The sequence below is a fragment of the Paenibacillus sp. Lou8.1 genome, assembly GCF_024213565.1.
GTDB lineage: Bacteria > Bacillota > Bacilli > Paenibacillales > Paenibacillaceae > Paenibacillus > Paenibacillus polymyxa_B.
Genome location: NZ_JANAVN010000012.1, coordinates 37,857 through 60,727, shown reverse-complemented (window position 1 = coordinate 60,727; position 22,871 = coordinate 37,857). Strand labels below are relative to the sequence as shown.

General features: G+C 48.6%; 20 protein-coding genes. 18 read left to right on the top strand and 2 right to left on the bottom strand.

The features are described 5' to 3' along the window. The first annotated feature begins 64 nt into the window (after window positions 1-64). The 16 genes from NLX78_RS17605 (at window position 65) to NLX78_RS17530 (ending at window position 17,879) form a co-directional block, all read left to right on the top strand. Window positions 65-1,078 carry a FecCD family ABC transporter permease gene (locus NLX78_RS17605; protein WP_254351128.1) on the top strand — a complete coding sequence of 338 codons (1,014 nt, stop codon included), beginning with the start codon at window positions 65-67 and terminating at the stop codon, window positions 1,076-1,078. Beyond that, window positions 1,075-2,118: a FecCD family ABC transporter permease gene (locus NLX78_RS17600; RefSeq protein ID WP_254351127.1), complete on the top strand. Its 1,044-nt coding sequence runs from the start codon at window positions 1,075-1,077 to the stop codon at window positions 2,116-2,118. The genes NLX78_RS17605 and NLX78_RS17600 overlap by 4 nt, the downstream gene beginning before the upstream one ends. Window positions 2,119-2,131: 13 nt before the next feature. Beyond that, window positions 2,132-2,953 (top strand): ABC transporter ATP-binding protein, encoded by an 822-nt coding sequence (locus NLX78_RS17595; protein ID WP_254351126.1) that lies wholly within the window; start codon window positions 2,132-2,134, stop codon window positions 2,951-2,953. After that, window positions 2,922-3,704: an IucA/IucC family C-terminal-domain containing protein gene (locus tag NLX78_RS17590; RefSeq protein WP_254351125.1), complete on the top strand. Its 783-nt coding sequence runs from the start codon at window positions 2,922-2,924 to the stop codon at window positions 3,702-3,704. Before NLX78_RS17595 ends, NLX78_RS17590 begins: the two co-directional genes overlap by 32 nt. 328 nt (window positions 3,705-4,032) lie before the next feature. After that, complete coding sequence (locus tag NLX78_RS17585) at window positions 4,033-5,058, top strand: ATP-grasp domain-containing protein (RefSeq protein WP_254351124.1); 1,026 nt, start codon at window positions 4,033-4,035, stop codon at window positions 5,056-5,058. Between the two features lie 312 nt (window positions 5,059-5,370). Further along, window positions 5,371-7,089, top strand: coding sequence for an IucA/IucC family protein (locus NLX78_RS17580; protein ID WP_254351194.1), 1,719 nt, complete (start codon window positions 5,371-5,373; stop codon window positions 7,087-7,089). Continuing rightward, window positions 7,077-8,861, top strand: coding sequence for an IucA/IucC family protein (locus NLX78_RS17575; RefSeq protein ID WP_254351123.1), 1,785 nt, complete (start codon window positions 7,077-7,079; stop codon window positions 8,859-8,861). Before NLX78_RS17580 ends, NLX78_RS17575 begins: the two co-directional genes overlap by 13 nt. Then, window positions 8,858-9,634, top strand: a complete 777-nt coding sequence (locus NLX78_RS17570; protein ID WP_165179411.1) for an HpcH/HpaI aldolase family protein — start codon at window positions 8,858-8,860, stop codon at window positions 9,632-9,634. Before NLX78_RS17575 ends, NLX78_RS17570 begins: the two co-directional genes overlap by 4 nt. After that, the gene (locus NLX78_RS17565) at window positions 9,631-10,884 is read left to right on the top strand and encodes a type III PLP-dependent enzyme (RefSeq protein ID WP_254351122.1); all 1,254 of its coding nucleotides are present in this window, start codon (window positions 9,631-9,633) and stop codon (window positions 10,882-10,884) included. Before NLX78_RS17570 ends, NLX78_RS17565 begins: the two co-directional genes overlap by 4 nt. Next, window positions 10,844-12,766: an IucA/IucC family protein gene (locus tag NLX78_RS17560; protein WP_254351121.1), complete on the top strand. Its 1,923-nt coding sequence runs from the start codon at window positions 10,844-10,846 to the stop codon at window positions 12,764-12,766. Before NLX78_RS17565 ends, NLX78_RS17560 begins: the two co-directional genes overlap by 41 nt. 218 nt (window positions 12,767-12,984) lie before the next feature. Further along, complete coding sequence (locus tag NLX78_RS17555) at window positions 12,985-13,326, top strand: iron-sulfur cluster biosynthesis family protein (RefSeq protein ID WP_069291208.1); 342 nt, start codon at window positions 12,985-12,987, stop codon at window positions 13,324-13,326. A gap of 209 nt (window positions 13,327-13,535) precedes the next feature. Further along, window positions 13,536-14,093 carry an SLOG family protein gene (locus NLX78_RS17550; protein WP_039272489.1) on the top strand — a complete coding sequence of 186 codons (558 nt, stop codon included), beginning with the start codon at window positions 13,536-13,538 and terminating at the stop codon, window positions 14,091-14,093. A 157-nt stretch (window positions 14,094-14,250) separates the two neighbouring features. Further along, window positions 14,251-16,116 (top strand): rhamnogalacturonan lyase, encoded by a 1,866-nt coding sequence (locus NLX78_RS17545; protein WP_483311685.1) that lies wholly within the window; start codon window positions 14,251-14,253, stop codon window positions 16,114-16,116. Between the two features lie 173 nt (window positions 16,117-16,289). Beyond that, window positions 16,290-16,523 (top strand): hypothetical protein, encoded by a 234-nt coding sequence (locus NLX78_RS17540; protein WP_023987187.1) that lies wholly within the window; start codon window positions 16,290-16,292, stop codon window positions 16,521-16,523. 111 nt (window positions 16,524-16,634) lie between these two features. Then, window positions 16,635-17,543: a DL-endopeptidase inhibitor IseA family protein gene (locus NLX78_RS17535; protein WP_367988412.1), complete on the top strand. Its 909-nt coding sequence runs from the start codon at window positions 16,635-16,637 to the stop codon at window positions 17,541-17,543. Between the two features lie 90 nt (window positions 17,544-17,633). Beyond that, window positions 17,634-17,879 (top strand): HPr family phosphocarrier protein, encoded by a 246-nt coding sequence (locus NLX78_RS17530; RefSeq protein WP_023987189.1) that lies wholly within the window; start codon window positions 17,634-17,636, stop codon window positions 17,877-17,879. A gap of 76 nt (window positions 17,880-17,955) precedes the next feature. Here NLX78_RS17530 and NLX78_RS17525 read toward each other — a convergent pair whose 3' ends face one another. Together NLX78_RS17525 and NLX78_RS17520 are read right to left on the bottom strand one after the other, a co-directional pair. Beyond that, window positions 17,956-18,744, bottom strand: a complete 789-nt coding sequence (locus NLX78_RS17525) for a formate/nitrite transporter family protein (protein WP_039272492.1) — start codon at window positions 18,742-18,744, stop codon at window positions 17,956-17,958. Window positions 18,745-18,833: 89 nt separating this feature from the next. Continuing rightward, window positions 18,834-19,616 carry a Cof-type HAD-IIB family hydrolase gene (locus NLX78_RS17520; protein ID WP_165179406.1) on the bottom strand — a complete coding sequence of 261 codons (783 nt, stop codon included), beginning with the start codon at window positions 19,614-19,616 and terminating at the stop codon, window positions 18,834-18,836. Between the two features lie 198 nt (window positions 19,617-19,814). On the opposite strand from NLX78_RS17520, the gene NLX78_RS17515 reads away from it, so the two are divergent. Next, window positions 19,815-20,846, top strand: a complete 1,032-nt coding sequence (locus tag NLX78_RS17515; protein WP_254351119.1) for a WXG100 family type VII secretion target — start codon at window positions 19,815-19,817, stop codon at window positions 20,844-20,846. 805 nt (window positions 20,847-21,651) lie between these two features. Continuing rightward, window positions 21,652-22,863 (top strand): ACP S-malonyltransferase, encoded by a 1,212-nt coding sequence (gene fabD, locus NLX78_RS17510; protein WP_254351118.1) that lies wholly within the window; start codon window positions 21,652-21,654, stop codon window positions 22,861-22,863. Window positions 22,864-22,871: the final 8 nt, after the last annotated feature.

Sequence of the window (22,871 nt, the reverse complement as noted above, 5' to 3'; positions counted from 1 at the left end):
ATTCGTATACGAAGCGTATGGGCAGGCAGGTCTTTTTGCATTTCACGGATGAAAGAGTGAGAATATGTTTCCCCTTTTTACGAAGGCAAGTACGAAAATTTATGGACTATCCGGCTTATTCATTTTGTTATTACTCGCCTGTGCAGCCAGCATGATACTGGGACGTACACACATAACATTTCAAATAGCAGTGAATGCACTACAACACTATGACGAAAGCTCAGTGGAGCATGTCGTACTTCTGACGGAACGTTTGCCACGCACAATTATTGCCGCTGTTGTTGGTGCAAGTTTAGCGGTGGCGGGAGGACTCATGCAAGCGCTAACTCGTAATCCGCTCGCTTCACCAAGTGTGTTTGGGATCAATGCGGGCGCCATCTTTTTTATCGTTATTGCCATTGTGGTGCTGTCGGTGTCCTCGCTCAGTACGATGATGTGGTTTGGTTTTGCCGGGGCAACCATTGCAACAGTGATTGTGTACGCGCTTGGGTCCATCGGTCGTGATGGTCTGACTCCCATCAAGATTGTGCTGGCGGGTACCGCTATCTCTGCACTTTTTGCTTCGTTCACACAGGCAATCCTGGTGCTGGATGGAACGGGATTACAGGACGTGTTGTTCTGGCTTGCAGGTTCAGTGAGCGGTCGAACACTTGACATGCTGTATCCTGTACTGCCATATATGACGGTTGCCGCTGTGATATCCCTGTTTATGGGCCGGGCGATCAATCTGCTTTTGACCGGTGATGATATCGCCAAAGGCATGGGACAGAACGTGCTATTGGTTAAGGTACTTATGGGAGCCGTTACAGTATTGCTGGCCGGTGGTTCTGTTGCGGTGGCCGGTTCGATTGGTCTGGTAGGATTAGTCGTACCGCATATCATGCGGGCGTTTGTAGGCAACGACTACCGCTGGCTTGTTCCCTACTGTATTCTGGGCGGCGCCATTTTGTTATTGGCGGCGGATGTGGTTGCACGGCTGATCATCATGCCGCAGGAAGTTCCGCTTGGCGTTATGACTGCGCTCATTGGTGGTCCCTTCTTCGTCTATATTGCCCGCAAAGGGGGGACGAAGATATGAGGAAGATGATTACTTTTCGCAATAAAAAAGATACGCTATCCTTGCAAATGGAGCGCAAATCGCTGCTCATCATCGGAATCTGTATGGTTTTGATATTGATTGCATCCATTGCAGGAACCAGTGTGGGTAATGATTTCATATCTCCGCTGAATGTGCTGCAGACGATTTTCGGTCTGGGCGCAGGTGATCATGACTTTGTCGTGTTGACGCTAAGGCTGCCGCGTGTGCTGTTATCGTTGCTTGTGGGTGCAGCACTAGGCATGTCCGGTGCCCTCTTGCAGGGGATTATCCGTAATCCGCTCGCTTCACCGGATGTGATCGGGATAACGGGAGGAGCTGCCGTTGCCGCTGTAGGTTTTGTCACCCTGCTGGGTGGAACCATCAGTATCAAGCTGTTGCCGTTGTTTGCCATTATGGGGGCGATGATTACCGCAATCATCATTTATCTTCTTGCCTGGAAAAAAGGAGTTAGCCCGATTCGACTAGTGTTGATCGGAATCGGAGTGTCAGCCATTACGGGGGCCGGGACGACCTTCATGCTGATCCTTAGTCCATTCTATACGGCTGGCCAGGCGTATATCTGGCTGACAGGGAGTGTGTATGGCGCATCGTGGACCGATGTTAGAACGATCATCCCGGTGATTGTAATCGTGCTTCCGTTGGCGATCTGGTTTGCCCGGAGTCTGAACGCACAGGAATTCGGGGATGATCTGGCCACCGGGCTGGGGGTCACTGTACAGCGTCATCGTTCAGCGCTGCTACTGTGCAGTGTACTGCTGGCCGGGGCTGCTGTAGCTGTCGCGGGGACGATTGGTTTTGTCGGTCTGATTGCGCCGCATATTGCCCGGAAGCTGGTAGGGCGCATGTTTGGCGGCATGCTCATCGTTTCGGGACTGGTCGGTGCCCTGCTTGTGTTTGCTGCTGATCTGATTGCCCGTACAGTATTTCTGCCGCTCGATGTTCCGGCAGGGGTATTTACCGCCGGGGTAGGAGCACCGTTTTTCCTGTATCTGTTGTTCAAGAATCGAAATCAGTTTTGAGGAGGAGAATGCTGTGAGTATTCTGGAAGCCAAGGACCTTACGATCGCCTATGGCGCAGAGCCTATTATTGAGAATTTGAACCTGACTATTCCCAAGGGGAAAACTACTGTCCTGATTGGCAGCAACGGTTGCGGGAAGTCCACCTTGCTGCGAACGATGGCGCGACTGCTGAAGTCCAGTTCAGGCTCGGTACTGCTGGATGGCGAGGAGATTGCAAAGTTGCCTACCAAGGAAATTTCAAGACGTATGTCCATTCTGCCGCAAGGTCCTTCTGCTCCAGAGGGACTGACGGTAAACCAACTGGTTCGGCAAGGGCGGTACCCACACCAGACATGGCTGAAACAGTGGTCCGGTGAGGACGAACGCATGGTCAGGCTTGCGCTGGAATCCACACATCTGACTGCTCTGGCTGATCGGCCCGTGGACGCATTATCTGGCGGACAACGCCAGCGCGCCTGGATTGCGATGACACTCGCACAGGGAACAGAAACCCTGCTGCTGGATGAACCAACGACTTATCTGGATATGACCCATCAGATTGATATTCTGGATCTGCTGTTCGATTTGAATGAACAGGAGGGGCGCACCATAGTGATGGTTCTTCATGATCTGAATCTTGCGTGTCGCTATGCTCACCATATTGTGGCTGTCCACAACAAGTCCATCTACGCGGAAGGAAAACCGGAAGACATTGTTACGCAGGACATGGTCCGCACGGTCTTCCAGATGGAGTGCGACATTGCGGTTGATCCGCTGTTTGGCACACCCATGTGCATTCCGAACGGGAAGGGAAGGAAGTTAAATGAAACCACACGCTACAGCCACTTGGCTTGATGATCAAGAGATGCAGGCCTTGGCTGCCGAATATCGTCTGACCTGGGAGCCCTCGACAGATCGTACATTTTCGATGCCATTTACGGACTTGCTGGACCCGTCCAAAAGCCTGAACTATTTGCAAGGGGTGAGAGGCATCTTTGAGACGGACTCCGAAACGGCTACTGTATCGCTCTTTGCTAAACGATATGCTTACTTGATCACAGCTTCGGGTCTCTATGCCATGTCACGCTTCAACAAAGGCCTGAATTATGAGATTGCCAACGGCACGATTGAATCCAGTTATCACGGAGAAGCATGGCTTCCCAAGGCTCGGCTGACCGATTGGCAGACGACCTCACCAGAGGCGGATCAGCGTGACGTATGGAGAGATCAGGTGATTGAACAGATGTTCGCCGGCAATCTGGCCAAGGTATGGCAATCGCTGTCCAAGGCAACCCGGATTTCCCGTTCAGTCCTGTGGGAGAACACGGCCATTTACGTATACTGGCTCTATGAGAACAAGTTTGCCGAAGGAGCCACGCCTGAAGAAAAGCAGCGTGTCGAAGAGGACTTCCATTATCTAATTCGTGATGCACCTGCGCATCTCTTTGGTGAATCCCGTAACCCGCTCAAGCAGTTTAATACGCCCAAACGAGCAACAGCTGTCTCAGATACACCTATTCGTGTACGCAAGACTTGTTGTTACTATTATCTCGCCGCAGATGATCCAGAAGATTACTGCCCCACCTGCCCCAAATTAAAGCATTAATACCGATGATTATCATCCACCCCCAGCCTATACTTCATTGCATCTCATACAGCGAATAGCACAGGCAAGCTTATGACATAACGAAATTCAGAGCTTGCCTTATTTGTTGTGCCCATTGTTCCATGAACATTCCTTCATTTGGGGATTCTCTCCCTGCAAAAACATCTTTTTTTTCCTAAAAAGCTTATTATTGACAAGGTGAATGAAATTGCCATAAAATAGATTTTGTTTGAAAATGATAATCATTATCAATTTTGTTTCTATCAAATCAATCCGATGAAAGCACAAACAGGAGCGAACGCCTTCATTCGGTCGGGGAGGATTTTCATTGTTTCCGAAAGGAATTCATAATCTGCAAAACCGACTCATCATAAGCAAAGCAAGAGAAATGGGAATAACCTGCGAGCCACTTCTCGCAGAATGTGAAGATTTTCTAGAATTGTCCTATGGGGACAAGCGCAGAGTCATTAATAAAACCAGATCGCATCGTCTACCCTTGATCGCTGGACTGCTCGCTAAGAACAAGCAGGTATGTAATATGCTACTGCATGAGCGGGGAATGCCTGTGCCGCCGTTTATCGTTATCAAGGCAATGGGTGACAAGGCAGCGCAGTTTCTGAAACTGCATCGTTCCGTTGTAGTGAAGCCGCTGGACGCAAGCGGCAGTGCAGGTGTGACACTGGACGTTCGAACAAACGAGGAACTGGAAGCGGCTATTGCCCGGGCGGGTACCCATAGTAACAGCATCATACTACAGCAATTCATAACGGGTTTGGATTATAGGGTACTGATCATTAACGGGGAAGTGGCAGCAGTAAATGAGTATCGGCCTGTCTTTGTAGAAGGGGACGGCACCTCAACCATCCGGGCGTTGATTCGAATCTTGAATCAGCAGCGAATCCAGCAGACCCGTATAGGGAAGTTCGAGACCTTTCCCAAGATTGATGAAGACGCAGAGCCTTTGCGAAAGGTTCTGCTTGGACAGGGAAGCAGGCTGGAGGAGGTACCTGCGGCAGGAAGAGAGATCGAGCTATATGATCATCGCAATTCGGCCGCCGGAAACATCAGTGAGTTTTATGTGGACTGTACGGAAGCGATTTTTCCTGATAATGCACAAATGGCAATTAAAGCCGCAGAAGCTCTCCAGATTGATGTGGCTGGCATTGATATCCGTTGTGAGGATATCCGCCAGCCGCTGACAGCAGATCAGGGAGGCATTCTGGAAGTCAACGCATTGCCGGACCTGACGCACCATGTCTTTCCCTTTGGGGGAACCACACGTGATGTCGTCCGATTGTACCTGGAATATCTTTTTCAAATGGAACATCATTTCGAAAAGTCGATTGCAGAATAAGGGCAATTCATTGCCTGTTATGGCTCAATGTCCCGCTTACTTTGTTCTCGCTCCTATGGTGTGGTCGGTACATTCGAATGTGTGTGCCCACCCGCCGCAAGCGGTGGCATCCATCCAGCATTCTGCTGCTGGTCAGCAGTGCAGGTCTCTGGATGATAGGTCTGCTAAAGACTTGCCGGGGTCGGAACACCAGCGAATATGGCCCGATGGGCGGCACTGAAAGAGGTTAGTAGGCTCTCGGCTGTGCCATCCTGTTGGCCTTGTCCCTCGTTTTATTTATAACCCGAAAGAAGGTTGGCAACATTGTTCGAGATGGAAAACAGGCTCAGGTCTGAAGCAGAGCAGCAGGCGAATGTACACTCTTGTAAGCTGCTGCTCAATTGTTATCTCCGGGAGCTTGCGGTGGAGAAGGAAGGCGACATTCGGATTAATCCAGATGCGATGACGTACGCAGTTGCTTTTCAGGCCAGCGGGGTGACGATAACCGGACAATTAGCGTATTACTCGGCTATGGGTGAGCATGAGTACCGAAACATTCAACAGCTTCACGGGCAAGCGGTGCATTATCAGGACCTGGTTCGCTGGATCACCCGGGAGCTGAGTGAAGACACGGCGTATGGAAACAGTCGGCATGAGCAAGGTGGGTTGACCCGTGCGGCTGCTGTGCGTGATTTTGTGGAAAAGGTAGATAACAGCGTGAATAATCTTGTGCTGTATATCGAGCAGGCTGCTGGACTTGGCATGTATGATTACTGTACTTCCGAACAGTCTCTGGTGTATGGTCATCCCTTTCACCCGTTTCCAAAAAACTCCAAAGGTTTCACTGAACACGACGTACGGATGTACAGCCCGGAACTGCGTACCTCGTTCCAACTCTGTTACGTTGCTGTTAGGAAGGATGTATACAGGCAGGAATGGATAGATGATCCCACCAGAATCAATCTGCATGCCAGCCTGCACGGGCATGTGGAACAAGCTTGGGAAGCGGAGTGCGGTGAGCATGGGGATGAGTATGAACTGCTGCCTGTCCATCCCTGGCAGTATACGTACGTGTTGAGCTTGTCCGAGGTCCAGCAGTATATTCTGGACAAGAAACTCATTCCGATAGGCAGCTGTGGACCGAAGGCCTACCCAACCTCCTCGGTACGCACCGTCTATATTCCAGAGCTAAATTGCAATATCAAGCTGTCGCTGAACATACAGATTACCAACATGATTCGCACCAATAGTGCGGAGCAGATGCGAAGGACGCTGGACGCCTCCAGGTACGTCAGGCAGCAAAATTGCTTCGGTGCAGATCAGCATACGCAGATTGCCTATGAGACAGGTGTAGCCACTTGTGATTTTCAGGAGGAAGAATTAACGAGTTTGTTTACTGTCGCATACAGACCGATTGAGTTTGACCCGGAATGTACATATGTCCTGTCGAGTCTGGTAGAAGCTCCCTTGCCGGGAATGCAATCACGACTCATGACGATGCTGGGTGGCGTACGTGCTGAAGCCGAGCGCTGGTTTGCACGTTATCTGACCTTGTCTTTGCTACCCATTGTACGAGCGGCCGGAGAGCGAGGCATTCACTTTGAAGCTCATTTGCAAAATACTCTCGTGACGCTAAGAGACGGAATGCCTGAGGCATTTATCGTGCGTGACTTGGAAGGAGTCAGTGTCGATGAGGAGCTGATGCATGAGGTGGATACCGATCCCTCTAGATTGTTGTTTTATCCACGGGACAAGGCTTGGGCGAGGACATCCTATTACTTTATCATCAATCATCTGGGTTCCCTCATTCATGCGATGGCAAGGGATGTGAACATACCGGAGGAGCATTTCTGGACAAAGGTCCGCGAAGTGCTGGTGAAGGAACTAGACCGAACTGGAAACGTATATGTGCAGCATTTGCTGACCGCGGACAGTTTTCTGGCGAAACAAAATCTGGTGAGCTGTCTCAGGGGGATCAGTCAGACCCCGGCGTATGTGCCGGTGAGCAATATAATGAACCGAATAGGGAGTGAAGTGGCGTGGGGTTCATAGGGTACAGGGCTGAGAAAGGTCACAAGACGGCAGTATACACGGATGTACAGGAACGGATCATGCGGCAGACGCTGGAAGCCATGTGGTTCGAGGGTATCCTTGACTGTAAGGTGGATGGGAACGAATGGCGCACTGTGGGGCGGAATACGTCAGGGCAGGCTGTGACATACAGCTGTGAGGCGGAGCAGAAATTTTCATTTGGCCGAGTGAAGGTGGCGAAGGGCTCGATTCGAAGAGAGGGCGTGCACTGCACCGATCTGGATCTGTTTCTGGAGGAAATGGTACTGAACCTTCTGGAGGGTGCGAATGTGACGGCCTTCATTCAGGAATTGCTGGAGACGATGGCGAAGGACAGTCAGTGCCGGGCTTTGCTGCCTGAGAAGATTCCGGATAAAGACCGACACTATGATGCCCTCGAAAGCCATATGAGCGACGGTCATCTCTACCATCCAAGCTACAAGTCGAGGCTTGGCTTCACCCTAAAAGACAATCTTGCTTACGGTCCAGAGTTTAACTCGGATGTGACCGTATTCTGGATTGCCGTGAAAGAAGGACTTGTGCAAACGGCTCTCTCCACAGGCTACACGTCAGAACAGTTGGTGAGACAACATCTCACAGAGGCGGATATCAGCCGATTTGATCGGGTGCTCCAGTCGGAAGATACTGAGGGGTATCGCTATATATTCATTCCTGTTCATCCATGGCAATGGGAACACCAGCTGGAATCGGTGTTTGCCCGGCAACGAATGGACAGAGATATCGTTTTTCTCGGCCCTTCGGCATCAGCTTATCGCGCCCAGCAGTCCATTCGTTCCCTGTCGAACCGAATGAATCCAGAAGCGCCTTATCTCAAGCTGGCACTGAGTATTACCAATACGTCCAGTACACGTATTCTCGCACAACACACAACCCAGAACGCACCGCTGATCAGCGACTGGCTGGAAGCACTCATTCGGGAGGATGAGTTGCTGCAACGGGAACAGTTTGCCATTCTGAAAGAAATCATGGGACTCTCGCTCCGGTACGAGAACTTGCCTGCAATTCAGTATGGACGTGCGTATGGCACAATCGGGGCGATCTGGCGTGAAAATGTATCTGTTCATCTGCAAGAAGGCGAGACAGCTTGGCCCTTAAATGCACTTATGCTAGTACAGTCGAACGGGGTACCGTTTATCCAGGGTGCAGTTGAGCGTCATGGCATTCAGAAGTGGAGTGAAGCCCTCGTTCGAACGGTATCGCTGCCCATTATTCATCTGCTCTATGCACACGGCATTGCGCTGGAATCGCATGCCCAGAATATCATTCTGGTGCTGGAAAATGAACTACCGAAACGGATCATCATCAAGGATCTTCACGATGGTGTCCGCTATGTACCCGAGAAGTTGCTGAACCCAGAAAGAGCCCCGAAGCTGCACCCCGAACCGGAGACCCATCGCAAGTTCAATCGGTATTCCTTTATCTACGCAAGTGATGTGTCGGAAGTCCGGGACTATACGTATGATGCGTTCTTTTTTATCTGCATGACGGATATTGTGCTGACGCTGGAGAAGTTCGGTCTGACGGAAGAAGCGTTCTGGCAACTGTGCGCGGCTACGATTATGGACTACCAGCGGGAGCATCCAGAGTATGAGGAGCGGTTCGAGTGGTTTGATCTTTTTGCCGAGGATGCGCTGATTGAAGAGATGACCAAGCGCCGCCTGTATGGGGACGGAGAGCTGTATTTCCGTAAGGTCAGCAATCCGTTGAAGTTGGCGAAGGACGTTTTCGGATGAGAACCAACACGCTGAAGGAGAAAATTGAACGTAAACAGCCAGTGTTCGGCCTTTTTGTCTCTATCCCGCATCCGGTCATCATCGAGATGATTGGACATGCGGAGTATGATTTTGTAATTATCGACCTGGAACATGCCGCAACGAATATGGAATCGGTGGAAGAGCTGGTTCGTGCTGCGGAACTGGCAGGGATGACCCCGCTGGTACGCATCTCGAAGGTAGAGCGAGTAGAGATTCTAAAGGTATTGGATTGCGGCGCACAAGGCATCGTCATACCTCATGTAGAACAGCGGGAGCAGGTGGAGGAAGCGGTTCGTCATGCGTATTATCATCCGCTTGGCATGCGGAGTCTGAACAGTGGGCGACCGGGGGTATTCGGCAAGTATCCACTCACTGGGTATATTCAGGAAGCGAATGAACAGGTGATGGTTGTACCGATGATCGAAAGTGTGGAGGGCGTCCGGCAAAGTGCGAGCATTCTATCTCATCCCCAGGTGAGCTGGGTACTAGAGGGGGCGGCAGACCTGTCGCAATCACTTGGCGTACCGTGGCAGACGGAACATCCAGACGTGCAACGTTCGCTAGGTGCATTACATGAAGCCGCGAAGCAGTGCCAGGTACCGTATGCAACGGTGGCCAGAAGCAAGGAAGGCATGGCGCTGTGGGCGGAACGAGGGGTATACATATACGTGTTGGGCGATGACCGGAATACGGCTTTTCGGGCATACGAACAGAAACGGAATGACTATGGAAATGCGGGTGGACTGATATGAAATCAAGCGTATGGAATATGATCCATGAACTGCAAAGAGATAGTGAAGACCCGGTGTGTGCTTATGTCTACGATCTGGCTGGTATTCAGGAGCAGGTCCGTCACATGCTGCACACGCTGCCTGGAGGCATACGGTTGTTCTATGCCATAAAGGCCAATCCCGATTCTCGAATTATTGAGGCTTTGCTGCCCTGGGTTCACGGGTTCGAGGTAGCTTCCATTGGCGAGTTGCTCAAGGTGAGGAGCGTAAGTAGCGAGGTTCCAATCCTGTTTGGCGGTCCGGGGAAAAAAGAGAATGAGTTGAAGCAGGCTATCGAGCATCAGGTGCGTTTTATTCATGTGGAGAGCCTGCTGGAACTGCGGCGTGTCATCGCCATTGCTACAAGGAGAGGAGAGGAAGTTCGCATTCTGCTGCGGCTCAATCTGAGAAGTAGCACATTGCCACGGACCCGGATTGTAATGGGCGGTGGTCCGAGTCCATTCGGCATGGATGAGGAGAGCGTGGAGGAAGCAGTCCGGGTCATTCGTGAGGAAGGTGCAGGTTCGGTGCGTTTATGCGGATTTCATTTTCACTCGTTATCGAACAATGTGGACGCAAGACTGCATGCCGAGATGATCGAGCTGTATTTGCAAAAGGCGGAGATGTGGCAGCAGATATATGACCTGCATCTTGAAGTAATTAACGCTGGAGGCGGGTTTGGTGTCACATATGATGGTAGCCCCGGGTTCGACTGGTCCCTGTTCACATCCCTGATTGAGCGAAGTGAAGCTAGAGGGCGCCTTGCTTCACGCGGCATACAGTTGTATTTCGAGCCGGGTCGCATGCTTGTCGCTGACCACGGTTATTATGCGGCAGAGGTTACGGATATCAAAACATCGCATGGTCAGCATTTTGCCGTGTTAAGAGGAGGTACACATCATAATCGTCTGCCCGCATCATGGGGACACAACCATCCATTTCACATTATGTCTACGGACCGTTGGGGGCATTCGTTTGCAAGACCAGAGGTACGGGACAGCAAAGTTCACGTGGTCGGAGAACTATGCACACCCAAGGATCGTATGCATTCAGATGCGGAAGTAGAGCGGCTACGTGTAGGCGATATTATTGTGTTCGAGAAGTCGGGAGCCTATTGCTGGACCATCTCGCATCATGATTTTCTGGGTCATCCGCACCCGGCATTCCATTATTTGACGGAGGACGACAACCATGTCAACAGTGATGAAGCGTGCCAGTCTGCAAGACGCTGAGCGCCGGATTATGGAGGATCTGATCAATGCATTTCTGGCCGAGCAATTGCTTCCGCTGGAAGGGCATCCGTTCATTGAACTCTCTACTTCACCAGAACCGTTCCGCCGAATGTTTCTGGGGGATGGTAATGGAGGTCCTCCGCAGAGCGGACGAGGAATAGCTGACGGACTCGACGGCAATGTCGCAGGCAAGGATAAGCAGGATGAGAATGGAACAGGTAGGCATAGTGGACAGCTTATGCTGCATCTGAAAGGGATTTTGTTTCTGGTGGAAGCAGGAAAAAGGCAGGGATATCAATGGGTACAAGGTTCACCTGTCTATGGAGAGACACCGGATGGAGGCTGGAAGCTTCTTGAATCTCCAGCAGTCGTAGGACAGGCTGTGCTTCGGATGACGCTTTCCGATGAAGCATACGCGCATCCCGGGGTTGCGGAATTCTTGGCAGGCGTGGAAATAGCCACCGAGCAATTGGCACTGGGACTCCAGCAAGTGCAAGGGCTGGGAGAACAAGTTCCGTTCAATGCCTACGATTGGTTTATCAAGGGAGAGCAGGTTGCAGCGCTACGAGATCGTCCATTTCACCCCACCTCTAAGGCCAAGGTGGGATTCACAGAAGCGGATGTGGCCCGGTATGCAGCGGAATTCAGGAAGGAGATCCCGCTGCGATGGGTGGCGGTGCGTTGGGATGCCGTACAACAGGGATGTGAGGAAGGGCTGTCCACACTGGATGTACTGGATGAAGAACAGCGGAGCAGGCTGGAAGCAGAATTGGCCCGGAAAGGCCTGAATCTGCAAGAATACATGCCCATGCCAGTACATCCATGGCAGATGGAGCATATCATCTTGCCGCGTTTTACTGGAGAGATCGCGGACGGCACCCTCATTGTACTGGATATCGAATTGGGAGAGGTGCAGGCGACATCGTCCCTGCGCTCGATGGCTCCGATGGAGGAATCCACACAGATGCTCAAGCTTCCGGTCAGTGTGTTGTCTCTCGGGGCCGCCCGCTATCTCCCGGTGGTGAAGCTGCTGAATGGTCTGGCTGGGGAGAAGATGTTACGACAGGCGGTGGCCTGTGATGAATCGCTCACAGGTAAAGTGTGGCTCTGCGAAGAACGGAACTGGTGGGGATACATGCCTGAATCCATGGGATTGTTCGATGATCATCCTCGCCATCTGGCCGCCCAGATTCGCATCTATCCGCCAAAGTTGCTGGAAGAAGGTGTGCAGGTCATTCCCATGGCTGCGCTTGGGGTGACGCTGGAAGGTCGCCATATGTTATCCGACCTGCTGGGCAGAGAATTAACCAGTGAAGAGGTCATGGGATTCTACACCGATCTGACGGCGTTATTCTATGATGTGGTGATGCGGCTGTTCAAGGTAGGCGTTGTACCCGAAATTCACGGTCAGAACTGCTGCGTGGTCCTGCGGGACGGACAGGTGAACGGCCTGTTATTCCGTGACCACGATTCCGTACGTTTGCATCAGCCGTATCTGGACAAACACGGCATTGCGGACCCGGGTTATCATATTCGGCCAGGATACTCGAACAGCTTGTATAATGAGACGATCCGCAAGCTGATCTTCTACGTGCAGTCGCTGGGCACGCAGGTGAACCTGGCTGCAATTATGGAAGCGCTAAGCGAGGTGTATCCTATCCCGGAAGCGAAGTTATGGGATATTACCGAGCAGGCGTGGAAGGAAGCCCTACGGGTGGTGGCGCTTCCCGAAGCTGACCGGGCCGAGCTGTTCCAAGCGGTATTCGAGAGCAGGGAGTGGCCGGTGAAGCTCATTGTCCGTCCGCTGCTTGAAGCGGACGGTGTGCCTGGGGCGATGCCATCGGGCAAAGGCACAGGTCATAATCCTTTTTACAAAGGATAGAGTTGTGGCTAGAATGTTAGTTTAGATAGGGTGAGCGATGACGGAGGTGACCCGGTGTAATCGGGTTGCCTTTTTTAGGTAAGAGTTCATTGATAGCAGTGAGTGCAGTCACATAGACACATACAAAAACATGACTATAATGAACACATAGTTAAAATTTAGTCTTTATGGAGCTGACGGCTCCAAACATCTCATTTACAAAGGAGAGAATTCATCTCATGAGCATACATTTAGAATTGGATTCCTTGTCCGTTGAAAGGCTAGAAATGGCCCTTTCAGGACGACCGGGAATGTTCAAGTTGTTTTATGACACCGAGGATTGCGGATGCAATGGCGTACTTGTCATCTTGGTTGTCACTACGCCGAATGCAACTGATAAAGTAGTTCAGTCTGAGCCTTATTCTTTTTGGGTAGATCGCCAGCAGGAGCAGCAGTTCGATAGCAGAATGCGGCTTGAGGCAGACCCTAGTTACCCGTCATTCAAGCTAAGCAGTGATGCCGGTATATTTAGTAGCAACATTAGAATTAAAGATGTCCGCATAAAATCGTCTGAGGAGTGATATGGAATGGAAAAGGATAATAGCGATGGGTAAACCATCCATTCAGAACTAGCACCAAACTCCAAAAGACGAACCTGATCCAGCCCAATTGGAAGAGGTTCGTCTTTTGCGTTATATTCAATTCGTTCCTCCAAAAAACGACGTGTTTAGTGGGCTGCTCTGAAGTGGTACAATAACCTTTATGATAATCGGAGAAGGACGTTGAGAAGATGAAAAACTTGCTCGTTTCGGGCTATCGTGCCCATGAGCTGAATATTTTCAGTCAGAAGCACGAAGGCATTCCATATATTAAAAAGGCGATTGCAGGCAGGCTTATTCCCCTGATTGAAGAAGGGCTGGAATGGGTGATTACCCCCGGTCAATACGGGGTGGATTTGTGGGCCTGTGAGGTCGTTACTGCACTAAAACAGCAATATCCCCACCTGAAATGCTCTATTATGATGGCTTATCAAAATATGGAAGAGAAATGGAAAGAGGACAAAAAGGAATATTTTCAGCAGATTTGTGCCGAAGTTGACTATGTGGGAGTAGTCAGTCGTCAGCCCTATCAGGGAATATGGCAACTCAAGGCACGGGATGAACTCCTTTTCCGTAAAACAGACGGTTTATTGCTTGTTTACGATGAGGATGCCGGAGAGGGCAGTCCACGTTTTATGAAGGAACTTGCATTGAAAAAACAACAGGCAGAGGGCTATCAGTATATCAGCATCAGCTCGGAGGATATCCAGAGCATCGCGGATGAAGAAAGATTATTCATGGACCTCTGATTTTTAAAGCATTAGCCCGGATTTTTGAACAAAAAGGACGTACTCGTCCCTTTACATTCATGTAAGCGCTATCATAGAATTTATACAACAATAACTTATCAGTCACATAAAATAAATTTATTGAAAATACAAACCATGAAAGGAGCTAATGATTCAGATGAACAAAAGGTTTCGGTATACTGCGTTGCTCTGTCTCGGTGTCATGTTGAGTGGAGTGGTCATCCCGATGGATAGCCAGGTCTCTGCTGCCTCTACGAGGCAAATGGAAAAGCTAAACCGTGGAGCCGTCGCTGTTAAGGTGCCTGAGGGTGTACTGGTGAGCTGGCGCTTGCTGGGCACGGAAGCGGATTCGGTCGGCTTTAATTTGTACAGAGGGACAAGCAAGGTAAACGATGCGCCGATTACATCGAGAACCAACTTTTTGGACAAGGCAGGTACGACCTCATCTTCGTATACCGTTCGTGCCGTGGTCAATGGAGCAGAGCAGGCCGCTTTCCCTGCGGTGAAGGTATGGAACAACAACTATCTGGATGTTCCGATCCAGCAGCCCGCGGGAGGCACAACCCCGGATAATGTGAACTACACGTACCACGCCAATGATGCCAGCGTAGGGGATCTCGATGGAGATGGCGAGTATGAGATTGTGTTAAAATGGGACCCTTCCAATGCCAAGGATAATTCGCAATCCGGTTATACGGGAAATGTATTTTTGGATGGCTACGAGCTGGATGGAACACGCAAATGGCGGATCGACCTGGGACGTAACATACGGGCTGGAGCCCACTACACACAATTTCTCGTCTACGATTTTGATGGAGATGGTAAAGCAGAGATCGTATGTAAAACAGCAGACGGCACGGTAGACGGGGCAGGTGTGAAGATTGGGGACGCTTCGGCTGATCATCGAAACACGAGTGGATATATTTTGAAAGGTCCCGAGTTTCTAACTGTGTTCTCAGGTGATACAGGCAAGGCTCTTAGTACGATCGACTATGTGCCACCGCGCGGAACGGTATCGAGCTGGGGAGATAATTATGGTAACCGTGTAGATCGTTTTCTCGCCGGGGTTGCTTATCTGGATGGCGTGAGACCCAGCATTGTGATGGCACGTGGTTATTACACCCGCACTGTTCTGGTCGCATATGATTGGCGGAACGGCAACCTGAGCCGACGCTGGACCTTTGACAGCAACAGCTCCACCAATGCTGGAACGGCTGGACAGGGGAACCACAGTTTGAGCGTGGCGGATGTGGATGGAGATGATAAGGATGAGATCGTGTATGGCTCACTGGTTGTAGACGATAACGGAGCGAAGCTGGCTAACACGGGGATGGGACATGGAGATGCACTTCATGTTGGCGATCTGGACCCCGACCGTTCAGGTTATGAAGTGTTCAAGGTGAACGAGGACAAAAATGCCACCTACGGAGCTGCCATGTACGACCCGCGTAATGGAAATATTTTATGGGGCGTAAATACAGGCAAGGATACTGGAAGAGGCATGTCGGCAGACATTGACCCGCGGACCAAAGGGAACGAGCAGTGGGCACCGGGTATTGGTTTGCGTTCAGCCAAGGGGCAGCTCATTACCAACACGCTACCGTCTTCCATTAATTTTGGTATCTGGTGGGATGGGGATCTCCTCCGTGAACTGCTGGATCATACCTCATCAAGCGCTAGAAAAATAGACAAGTGGAACTATATGAACTCGACTACTTCCAACTTGCTTACGGCAACAGGAACGAGTTCCAATAACGGAACCAAAGGAACGCCGTCCTTGCAGGCCGATTTGTTCGGTGACTGGCGTGAGGAAGTCATTTGGCGCAAAAGTGATAATTCGGCGCTGCGTATCTACACAACACCATACGAGTCAGAACATCGATTCTATACGCTTATGCATGATCCAGTGTATCGCCTGAGTGTTGCCTGGCAGAACGTAGCTTATAATCAGCCGCCGCACACCGGGTTTTATCTGGGAGAAGGGATGTCCAAGCCTCAGCAGCCGAATATATATACTCCTTGATATGTCGTTCGGTAGTGGTCTGAAAGCAGGTAGAATGAACAAAAACAGAGAGGGCTCCAAGCTAATTGGAGCTCTTTTTGTCATGACAGCCCACAAGATAGTATGATTTCTATAAAAATGGGAACATTAGTTCCTATTGGTGGAACATATGTATGAAAAAGGAGGCGGAATCTGTGAGTTCTTTAACGACTGAAGGCATGATCGAGCTCGTAACTAATGTCGGATTCCCTGCTGCATTAAGTCTGATTCTGTTAAAATACATCCTCGTCACTTTGAGTCGCAGATTGGAGGAGCTGGACCGATCTGTTAAGCAACTGTCGCTATCCTTGGAAGAGATGGAGGCAAAGCAGTTGAAACAGTCAGAACAACCGTCCCCGGCAAATACGGACAAACTTCGTGCAGAATGAACAAAAAAAGGCAAAAAGAAACAATTTAGCAACCCAATCGAGAAGTGAAATTCTTATAATAGAGACGTGTGCAGTTTATGCAGACATATGATTATGGAGGTGTATATGAGTATGAAAATAAATACGAAGCTATCCGCACTATGCATTGCGGCCACACTTATGAGCGTGGCACAGGCCGCCGCAGCCGCGCCCGCTGTGACAGCTCCAGCGGAAGCGACGCAACCGAGCGTGGCCAGTCCGTCCGCATCCGCCCCGGCTCAGGTGCCAGCACCAGCAGCGTCTGCGTCGGCTACGACGCCAGCCCCGGCGCAAGCGCCGTCGGTTTCAGCCGCCTCGACCCCGGCCGCAGCCGCAGGTTCTGCCAAAGCCGCTACACCCGCAGCTCCATCTGCACCAGTACAGCGTCCATCTACACCCGCAGCTCCGTCTGCACCAGCACAGCGTCCATCTACATCGGTAGCGCCAGCGGCTGCTCCGTCCGTACCGTCGACTGTGAAGCCGTCTAAGCCGCAACAGCCGTCCACTTCTGCGCCAGCAGCCGCGGCTTCCAGCGTGAAACCGACGCAGCTGGACAAGCTGAATCACGAGAGTGCGGTTCCGCTTGTGCTGGAGGCGCAGTCTCGTTATCAGTATGCGATCAATGGTGGCAGCCCGGTGGGTGAGTCGTTCCAGTTGAACGGTAAAAGCTATCGCTATTTGTCAGAGGACATCGGTACAAAGACCAAATTGATCAACTATTTGACGCAGGCCTATACCAAACAGGCCAGTGAGCAATTTGTCGGCAAATTTTTCGTTGAAGTTAACGGCAGACTAGCTCAGTTGAACGCAGATGGTGGCAATTTGCTAGAGTTCAACCGGGCTACGGCGAAAATGGTGACCATGACTCCGGTGAAGCGCAGCTATCTGCTGACCGTGCCTTATCCGGCAGAAACCAAGCAGGCGAATGCGAAAATCACCGTGAATTTTGAAAAGGTCGGCAGCTACTGGAAAATCAGCTCCGCGCCGCATGTCATTTTCTAAATTAAGATTTTGCAACAGGCTTCATATGGGGTAAAGTGATGTTAAGGCTTGTTTCGTAAGCACTAATTCAATACAGGGGAGTGCTGTGCAATGATGACACCCATCAAGGTAAAAGACGTTAAGGATATTGAAAAAATCAATCAAATCGTTTCGAATTATACCTATGATATCTGGATTCATGGCAAAAGCGGCATGGCAGATGCCAAATCCATTTTAGGCATGTATGTGCTGAAGCTGGATGAACCGCTAACTCTGGTTGTACCTGACAATGTTAATCCCAAGAAGCTGTTCAAGGAGTTGGAGGAATTTATCCATTTTCCTGCTCAAGAAGGATAAAAGGCAAGAAAGCACCTGCTCTATTACTAAAATAACGCAAAGAAGCCGTGGAACCTAAGTCCCACGGCTTCTTTTTTTAGTGTTCTTCCTCGTCTAAAAACGGGAGATTCACCGAATAGTACATAACCCCCATAAGCAGCACGCCGCCAACCAGATTTCCGAGCGTGACCGGAACGAGATTATGGATCACACCAGCGACAGAAACCGTACCCGGATGATCCAGCACGAGCGCAATGGCGAAAGTACACATATTAGCCACACTATGCTCATATCCCGAAATGAAAAAGCAGAACACAAACAGCATCATGGCGAACATCTTTGCGCCATTTTCCTTCATAAACATTGGAACAAAAAAGGCAAGACAGACCAGCCAATTACACAAAATAGCTCGGAAGAATAGCTGCATTGCAGGCGCTTCCATTTTATGCTCAACCACGCTCAGTAGAAAGCTGTTCACGCTGGAGGAGTCAAACAGCCCGGTCAAGTAAATAAGGAGTGCAAATACCCCCGCACCCAGCAAATTACCGCCATAGCTGGCAGCCCATAATCGAAGCACCTGCCCCCAGCGCAGCTTTTTACGGAGCGCAGCATAAGTGTAATAGAAGGTGTTACCTGTAAACAAATCCCCGCCGCCGTAAGCGATCAGAATGATGGCCGCTCCGAACGTGAGTGCCGCCATGGGATAAGTGAATGGAGAATGCTCCATGTAAAAAAAGTTGCCCGTCTTGAAGGCTACAATAACGCCGAACCCGATGAACATACTCGCCAGCATGGAACGTGCCAAATACCGGAGTAGGCTCTGCTTGTAAATTTTGTACTTCTTCATGGCTAGCTGTTCGACATTGCGTAAGCCTTCCGTCTCCATATTTAAGGACAACCTCCTATTTTCTCATATGTAAGTCTTTAAACAGACTTTATTTTTTCCGAAACATGTCCAGTCTATCAGCAATCCTGTTAGCTTAACAAACCAAGCTTTTGCAGTCCGTACAAAATACCGTCTTCATCTGCGCGTTTTGTGACCATTTTAGCTGCGGCTTTGGCTTCATCACAGCCGTTGCCCATCGCGACGCTGTTATGTATAGCTGTCAGCATCTCCACATCATTTAAGCCATCGCCAAAGGCGTATTGATTTTCATCGGCAATACCCAGTCTGGACGTAATTTCGCGGATGCCCTTCGCTTTGGAGCCAGAATGAGGAACAACGTCCACAGAACTCGGATGCCAGCGCACAAAGTCAAACGCCTTGAATACCGCTTCATAGAAAGGCTCTTCTTCTGCTGTACACATCAACAGCGTCTGATAAATATCTCTTCCCTGGAAATAGAGTGGATCGTATCCAACTGAAATCTTGGCCTTAAGCGTTTGGACCGATCTCTCCACAAGCTCATCGTTAGGGATATTGGCCTTCATATCCATATGATCCATATATACGAGAGCATGATTATGTGTGAGAGCCAGATCGGTCATCGCTTGCAACGCTTCTCTGTTCAGCGGATTGGTAGCGACCACTTCCCCGCGAAGCACGACATATTGCCCATTAAAGCTAACGTAGGAATCAATTTCTAACTGCTCGCGGATATCTTTGAACATAAAAGGCGCACGGCCTGTTGCGATGGCCACCTCATGTCCCAGATCTTTCAAAGCAAAGACGGCCTTTTCTGCCGTTAACGGCATTTTCTTGTCATCGTCCAGTAACGTACCGTCGATATCAAAAAAGATAATTTTTTTGTCTGACATGTCCATACACCTGACTTTCAATAATGTATTGTCGAAATGAACTCATATGGATTCATTATATCAAAGGAACTGCTTCTGAATACACAAATACGTATAAATCCTCATGAATGTCCGACCTCTATAGCTTACAATATGAAATAAGGATTACTGTAAAATATAATTTCTATCTCCTATTTTCTTAGATGGGATGTGATCACCATGACAAAAATCCAAGTCACACCGGAGCAGCTGGACAACGTGGCCTCCCAATTTGCCAATGCCCACGGCACACTGTATAACCAGTTAAACGGCCTGGATAGCACAATGAACCGCCTTCACAGCCAGTGGGATGGTATGGAGAGGAATCGTTTTTATAATGACTATCGTACGGCTAAATATACACTTTCTTCTGTATTACATAAGGTTCAATCCATTGAAATTGAGCTGAAAAGCATCGCTTCGAAGTTTAGAAATGCGGATGGTGAAAGCACACGTGGCTTCTGGACAGCCCTAGCAGCGGCAATGAACGCTAGCGCAGCGCTGGCAGGCAGTGGAGAGGCTGGAGATCATAGTGGAGAAATTGCCAAGCAGCCAAAAAACATAGACGAATGGGATCAGGCAGACGCGGATAAATATCATCAATATGAGGAGCTACTGAAAAATGCCGAGGCCATCGGCGACAAGCAGGTTATGCAGAAAATTCACGATCAGATGAATGTCCTGCAGCTGCAATATGAAGACTCGGTTACCCGTACAGATTACAATACAGGAGAGACCTCTAAGATCACATCCGATTCCCTTGTCGCCGTCACCGAACTGACAGGTAAAGACGGAAGCAAGACGGATATATCTATAGATAAAAAAGGGAATGTTGTGAGTTACGAGCAAAATACAGATAAATACGATTACTGGGTCCAAAAGCATACCCAATCCGCCGGAGAGCACGCTCTAGGTAAAACGGCCCAGACCGTCACCGGATATGGAATAGGTCTTATTTTGTCGCGCGGGGCTGGTGTTAGTGGAGCAGGTTCGGGCATCGGTTCTGGCGCAGCCTCCGGCTGGGGGGAACACGTCGTCGGCATTGGTGGCGGCATGCTCAGTGACAAAGTACTCTTCTCTGTACCCGATGAGGGCGAAACCCGTACCATGATCTACCGAACGAATAAAGAAACGGGACATATTGAAAATATGGTCGTTGTCACCAAAGGTGAGAATGAAATGGAGTATCGCTATTGGGAGGATTATAACTAGGTCTTGAGCTGTTAACGATAATAACGTGAATAGGAGTATCTATAAAATCTACAGTCTTTTTTCTGGAACAGGTGAGCGGCAGTTGGAAACTGTCAACTCGCTAGCTGGAGAAGTCTGTAGATTTTTTGTGCATACATTTTTAAAATTCATTTGAGTTATTTAAATGATAAATAGTGTTTATGATCTAAGCAGTAACTTCATGGAGTAAAGAACATATGACTAATATATTTCTTTAATTGTTTTAGTTCCAAATTAGAGTGAACTTAGCTCAAGAGCAAGGTTCAAAAAAAGAGTTTAATATTATAATTTGGATAAATACAAAATATAATATTAATGTATATATATCATCTATTTAAAAATATTTAACAGATGCATATTTTAATTTTATTTATTTTTATGTAATGAAAATAATGAAAAAAACTATTCTTTCAAGAAAACGACGTTATGTAATAACAATCAACAAATTTCTACATTTTATGACCTGTTATTTACAAAAATGTAACATTTGAAGGTTGACTTATTCATTGACTTTATTGAAATAAATAGTTATTTTAATTCGTAAAAGGTGTAAAACATTGGTTGGAATAGCGAATTATAAATTATTAATACGAACTGCCTAAGTGTTAAAAGAGCGTGATTCTTACATATTATCTATTTTATTTTAAAATAATTATTTGTTTATTTTTATGTATATGATTAATTTCTGCTTTAATACTATAAAGGGTATAACTTGCAACAGAAGTTAAATTTGAAAAGTGCACATATTCAGGATATCTTACAAGCTTACTGGAGAAGAGGTTTTCAGATGAATAAAGTATCTTTCATTTTTCCTGGACAAGGTTCGCAATTTGTAGGAATGAGTAAAGAACTATGGAATAATTTTACTATGGTAAAGCGTTTATTCGAAGAAGCGGATGATACTTTAGGAATTAAACTCTCAAAACTTTGTTTTGAGGGAGAGCCTGATGATCTTCTTCAGACCATGAATGCCCAACCAGCCTTGCTTACTGCCAGCCTTGCTGCATATTATGCTAGCAGAGAGATACTGGAACTAGAACCTCAACTGTTGGCCGGACATAGTTTAGGAGAATACTCAGCATTGGTGTGTAGCGGGTTTTTCTCTTTTCAAGATGGACTTCAAATTGTAAGAAAACGAGGAATGTTCATGCAGCAGACTCTAGTTAACGGTGTAGGGACTATGGTTGCTGTTGGGAATGTTTCTGTTTCCATCCTGGAGAGCTTATGTCAAGAGATATCTACAGATAGTGGTATTGTATCTATTGCTTGTCACAATTCGGACAATCAGTACGTGCTATCGGGACATAAAGAACCTATGAGTCGAATAGTGGAGCAAATAAATCGCTTAGAACATAGTAAAGTTAACTATTTAACAGTAAGCGGGCCTTTTCACAGTATTTTAATGAAGCCTGCAGCAGATAAGCTTGCCGTAGAACTAAGAAAATTCCCGCTGCGCAAGGGGCGGTGGCCGGTTGTTTCCAATGTAACAGCCTTACCACACGATGAATTCACAATTTATGACTTGCTGTACAAGCAAATGATAAGTCCCGTACGCTGGACAGATACGATGGATTATTTATACCAGAACGGCATCGCCATAGCGTTAGAATTAGGCCCAAGGAAAGTACTTGGACAGCTGATGAAAGAAAGGTATCCTAGTATCTCCACTTTTTCTGTTAATACAAGTTCTTCTTTCAAAGAAGTGGAACAGTGGTTAAGTAAGCGACAAACTACACACAAAGTTACACTTGAGTGTCTGGAAGAAGGATTTGCAGCGGCGCTTATTGCACGAAATAGAAATGGGGATTACAAACAACATATGGAGGGGGTTGTTTACCCTAGTCAGCAGATTAGAAATTGGATCAATCAACTTCAAGATAATAAGAATGATACCGTTTATGATGCAGTTAATACAGAGGTGTTAGAGTTAATCCGTACTATTCTCACTACCAAGCAAGTTCCCGAACAAGAACAACAGACGATTCTTAATATGATCTAAACAAGATT

What these genes read in the sequence shown, in the direction of transcription:
- NLX78_RS17605 (WP_254351128.1), top strand. Translation starts at nt 65, where the DNA reads ATGTTTCCCCTTTTTACGAAGGCAAGTACGAAAATTTATGGACTATCC.
- NLX78_RS17600 (WP_254351127.1), top strand. Translation starts at nt 1,075, where the DNA reads ATGAGGAAGATGATTACTTTTCGCAATAAAAAAGATACGCTATCCTTG.
- NLX78_RS17590 (WP_254351125.1), top strand. Translation starts at nt 2,922, where the DNA reads ATGAAACCACACGCTACAGCCACTTGGCTTGATGATCAAGAGATGCAG.
- NLX78_RS17580 (WP_254351194.1), top strand. Translation starts at nt 5,371, where the DNA reads ATGGAAAACAGGCTCAGGTCTGAAGCAGAGCAGCAGGCGAATGTACAC.
- NLX78_RS17570 (WP_165179411.1), top strand. Translation starts at nt 8,858, where the DNA reads ATGAGAACCAACACGCTGAAGGAGAAAATTGAACGTAAACAGCCAGTG.
- NLX78_RS17565 (WP_254351122.1), top strand. Translation starts at nt 9,631, where the DNA reads ATGAAATCAAGCGTATGGAATATGATCCATGAACTGCAAAGAGATAGT.
- NLX78_RS17560 (WP_254351121.1), top strand. Translation starts at nt 10,844, where the DNA reads ATGTCAACAGTGATGAAGCGTGCCAGTCTGCAAGACGCTGAGCGCCGG.
- NLX78_RS17555 (WP_069291208.1), top strand. Translation starts at nt 12,985, where the DNA reads ATGAGCATACATTTAGAATTGGATTCCTTGTCCGTTGAAAGGCTAGAA.
- NLX78_RS17550 (WP_039272489.1), top strand. Translation starts at nt 13,536, where the DNA reads ATGAAAAACTTGCTCGTTTCGGGCTATCGTGCCCATGAGCTGAATATT.
- NLX78_RS17545 (WP_483311685.1), top strand. Translation starts at nt 14,251, where the DNA reads ATGAACAAAAGGTTTCGGTATACTGCGTTGCTCTGTCTCGGTGTCATG.
- NLX78_RS17535 (WP_367988412.1), top strand. Translation starts at nt 16,635, where the DNA reads ATGAAAATAAATACGAAGCTATCCGCACTATGCATTGCGGCCACACTT.
- NLX78_RS17530 (WP_023987189.1), top strand. Translation starts at nt 17,634, where the DNA reads ATGATGACACCCATCAAGGTAAAAGACGTTAAGGATATTGAAAAAATC.
- NLX78_RS17525 (WP_039272492.1), bottom strand. Translation starts at nt 18,744, where the DNA reads ATGGAGACGGAAGGCTTACGCAATGTCGAACAGCTAGCCATGAAGAAG.
- NLX78_RS17520 (WP_165179406.1), bottom strand. Translation starts at nt 19,616, where the DNA reads ATGTCAGACAAAAAAATTATCTTTTTTGATATCGACGGTACGTTACTG.
- NLX78_RS17515 (WP_254351119.1), top strand. Translation starts at nt 19,815, where the DNA reads ATGACAAAAATCCAAGTCACACCGGAGCAGCTGGACAACGTGGCCTCC.
- fabD (WP_254351118.1), top strand. Translation starts at nt 21,652, where the DNA reads ATGAATAAAGTATCTTTCATTTTTCCTGGACAAGGTTCGCAATTTGTA.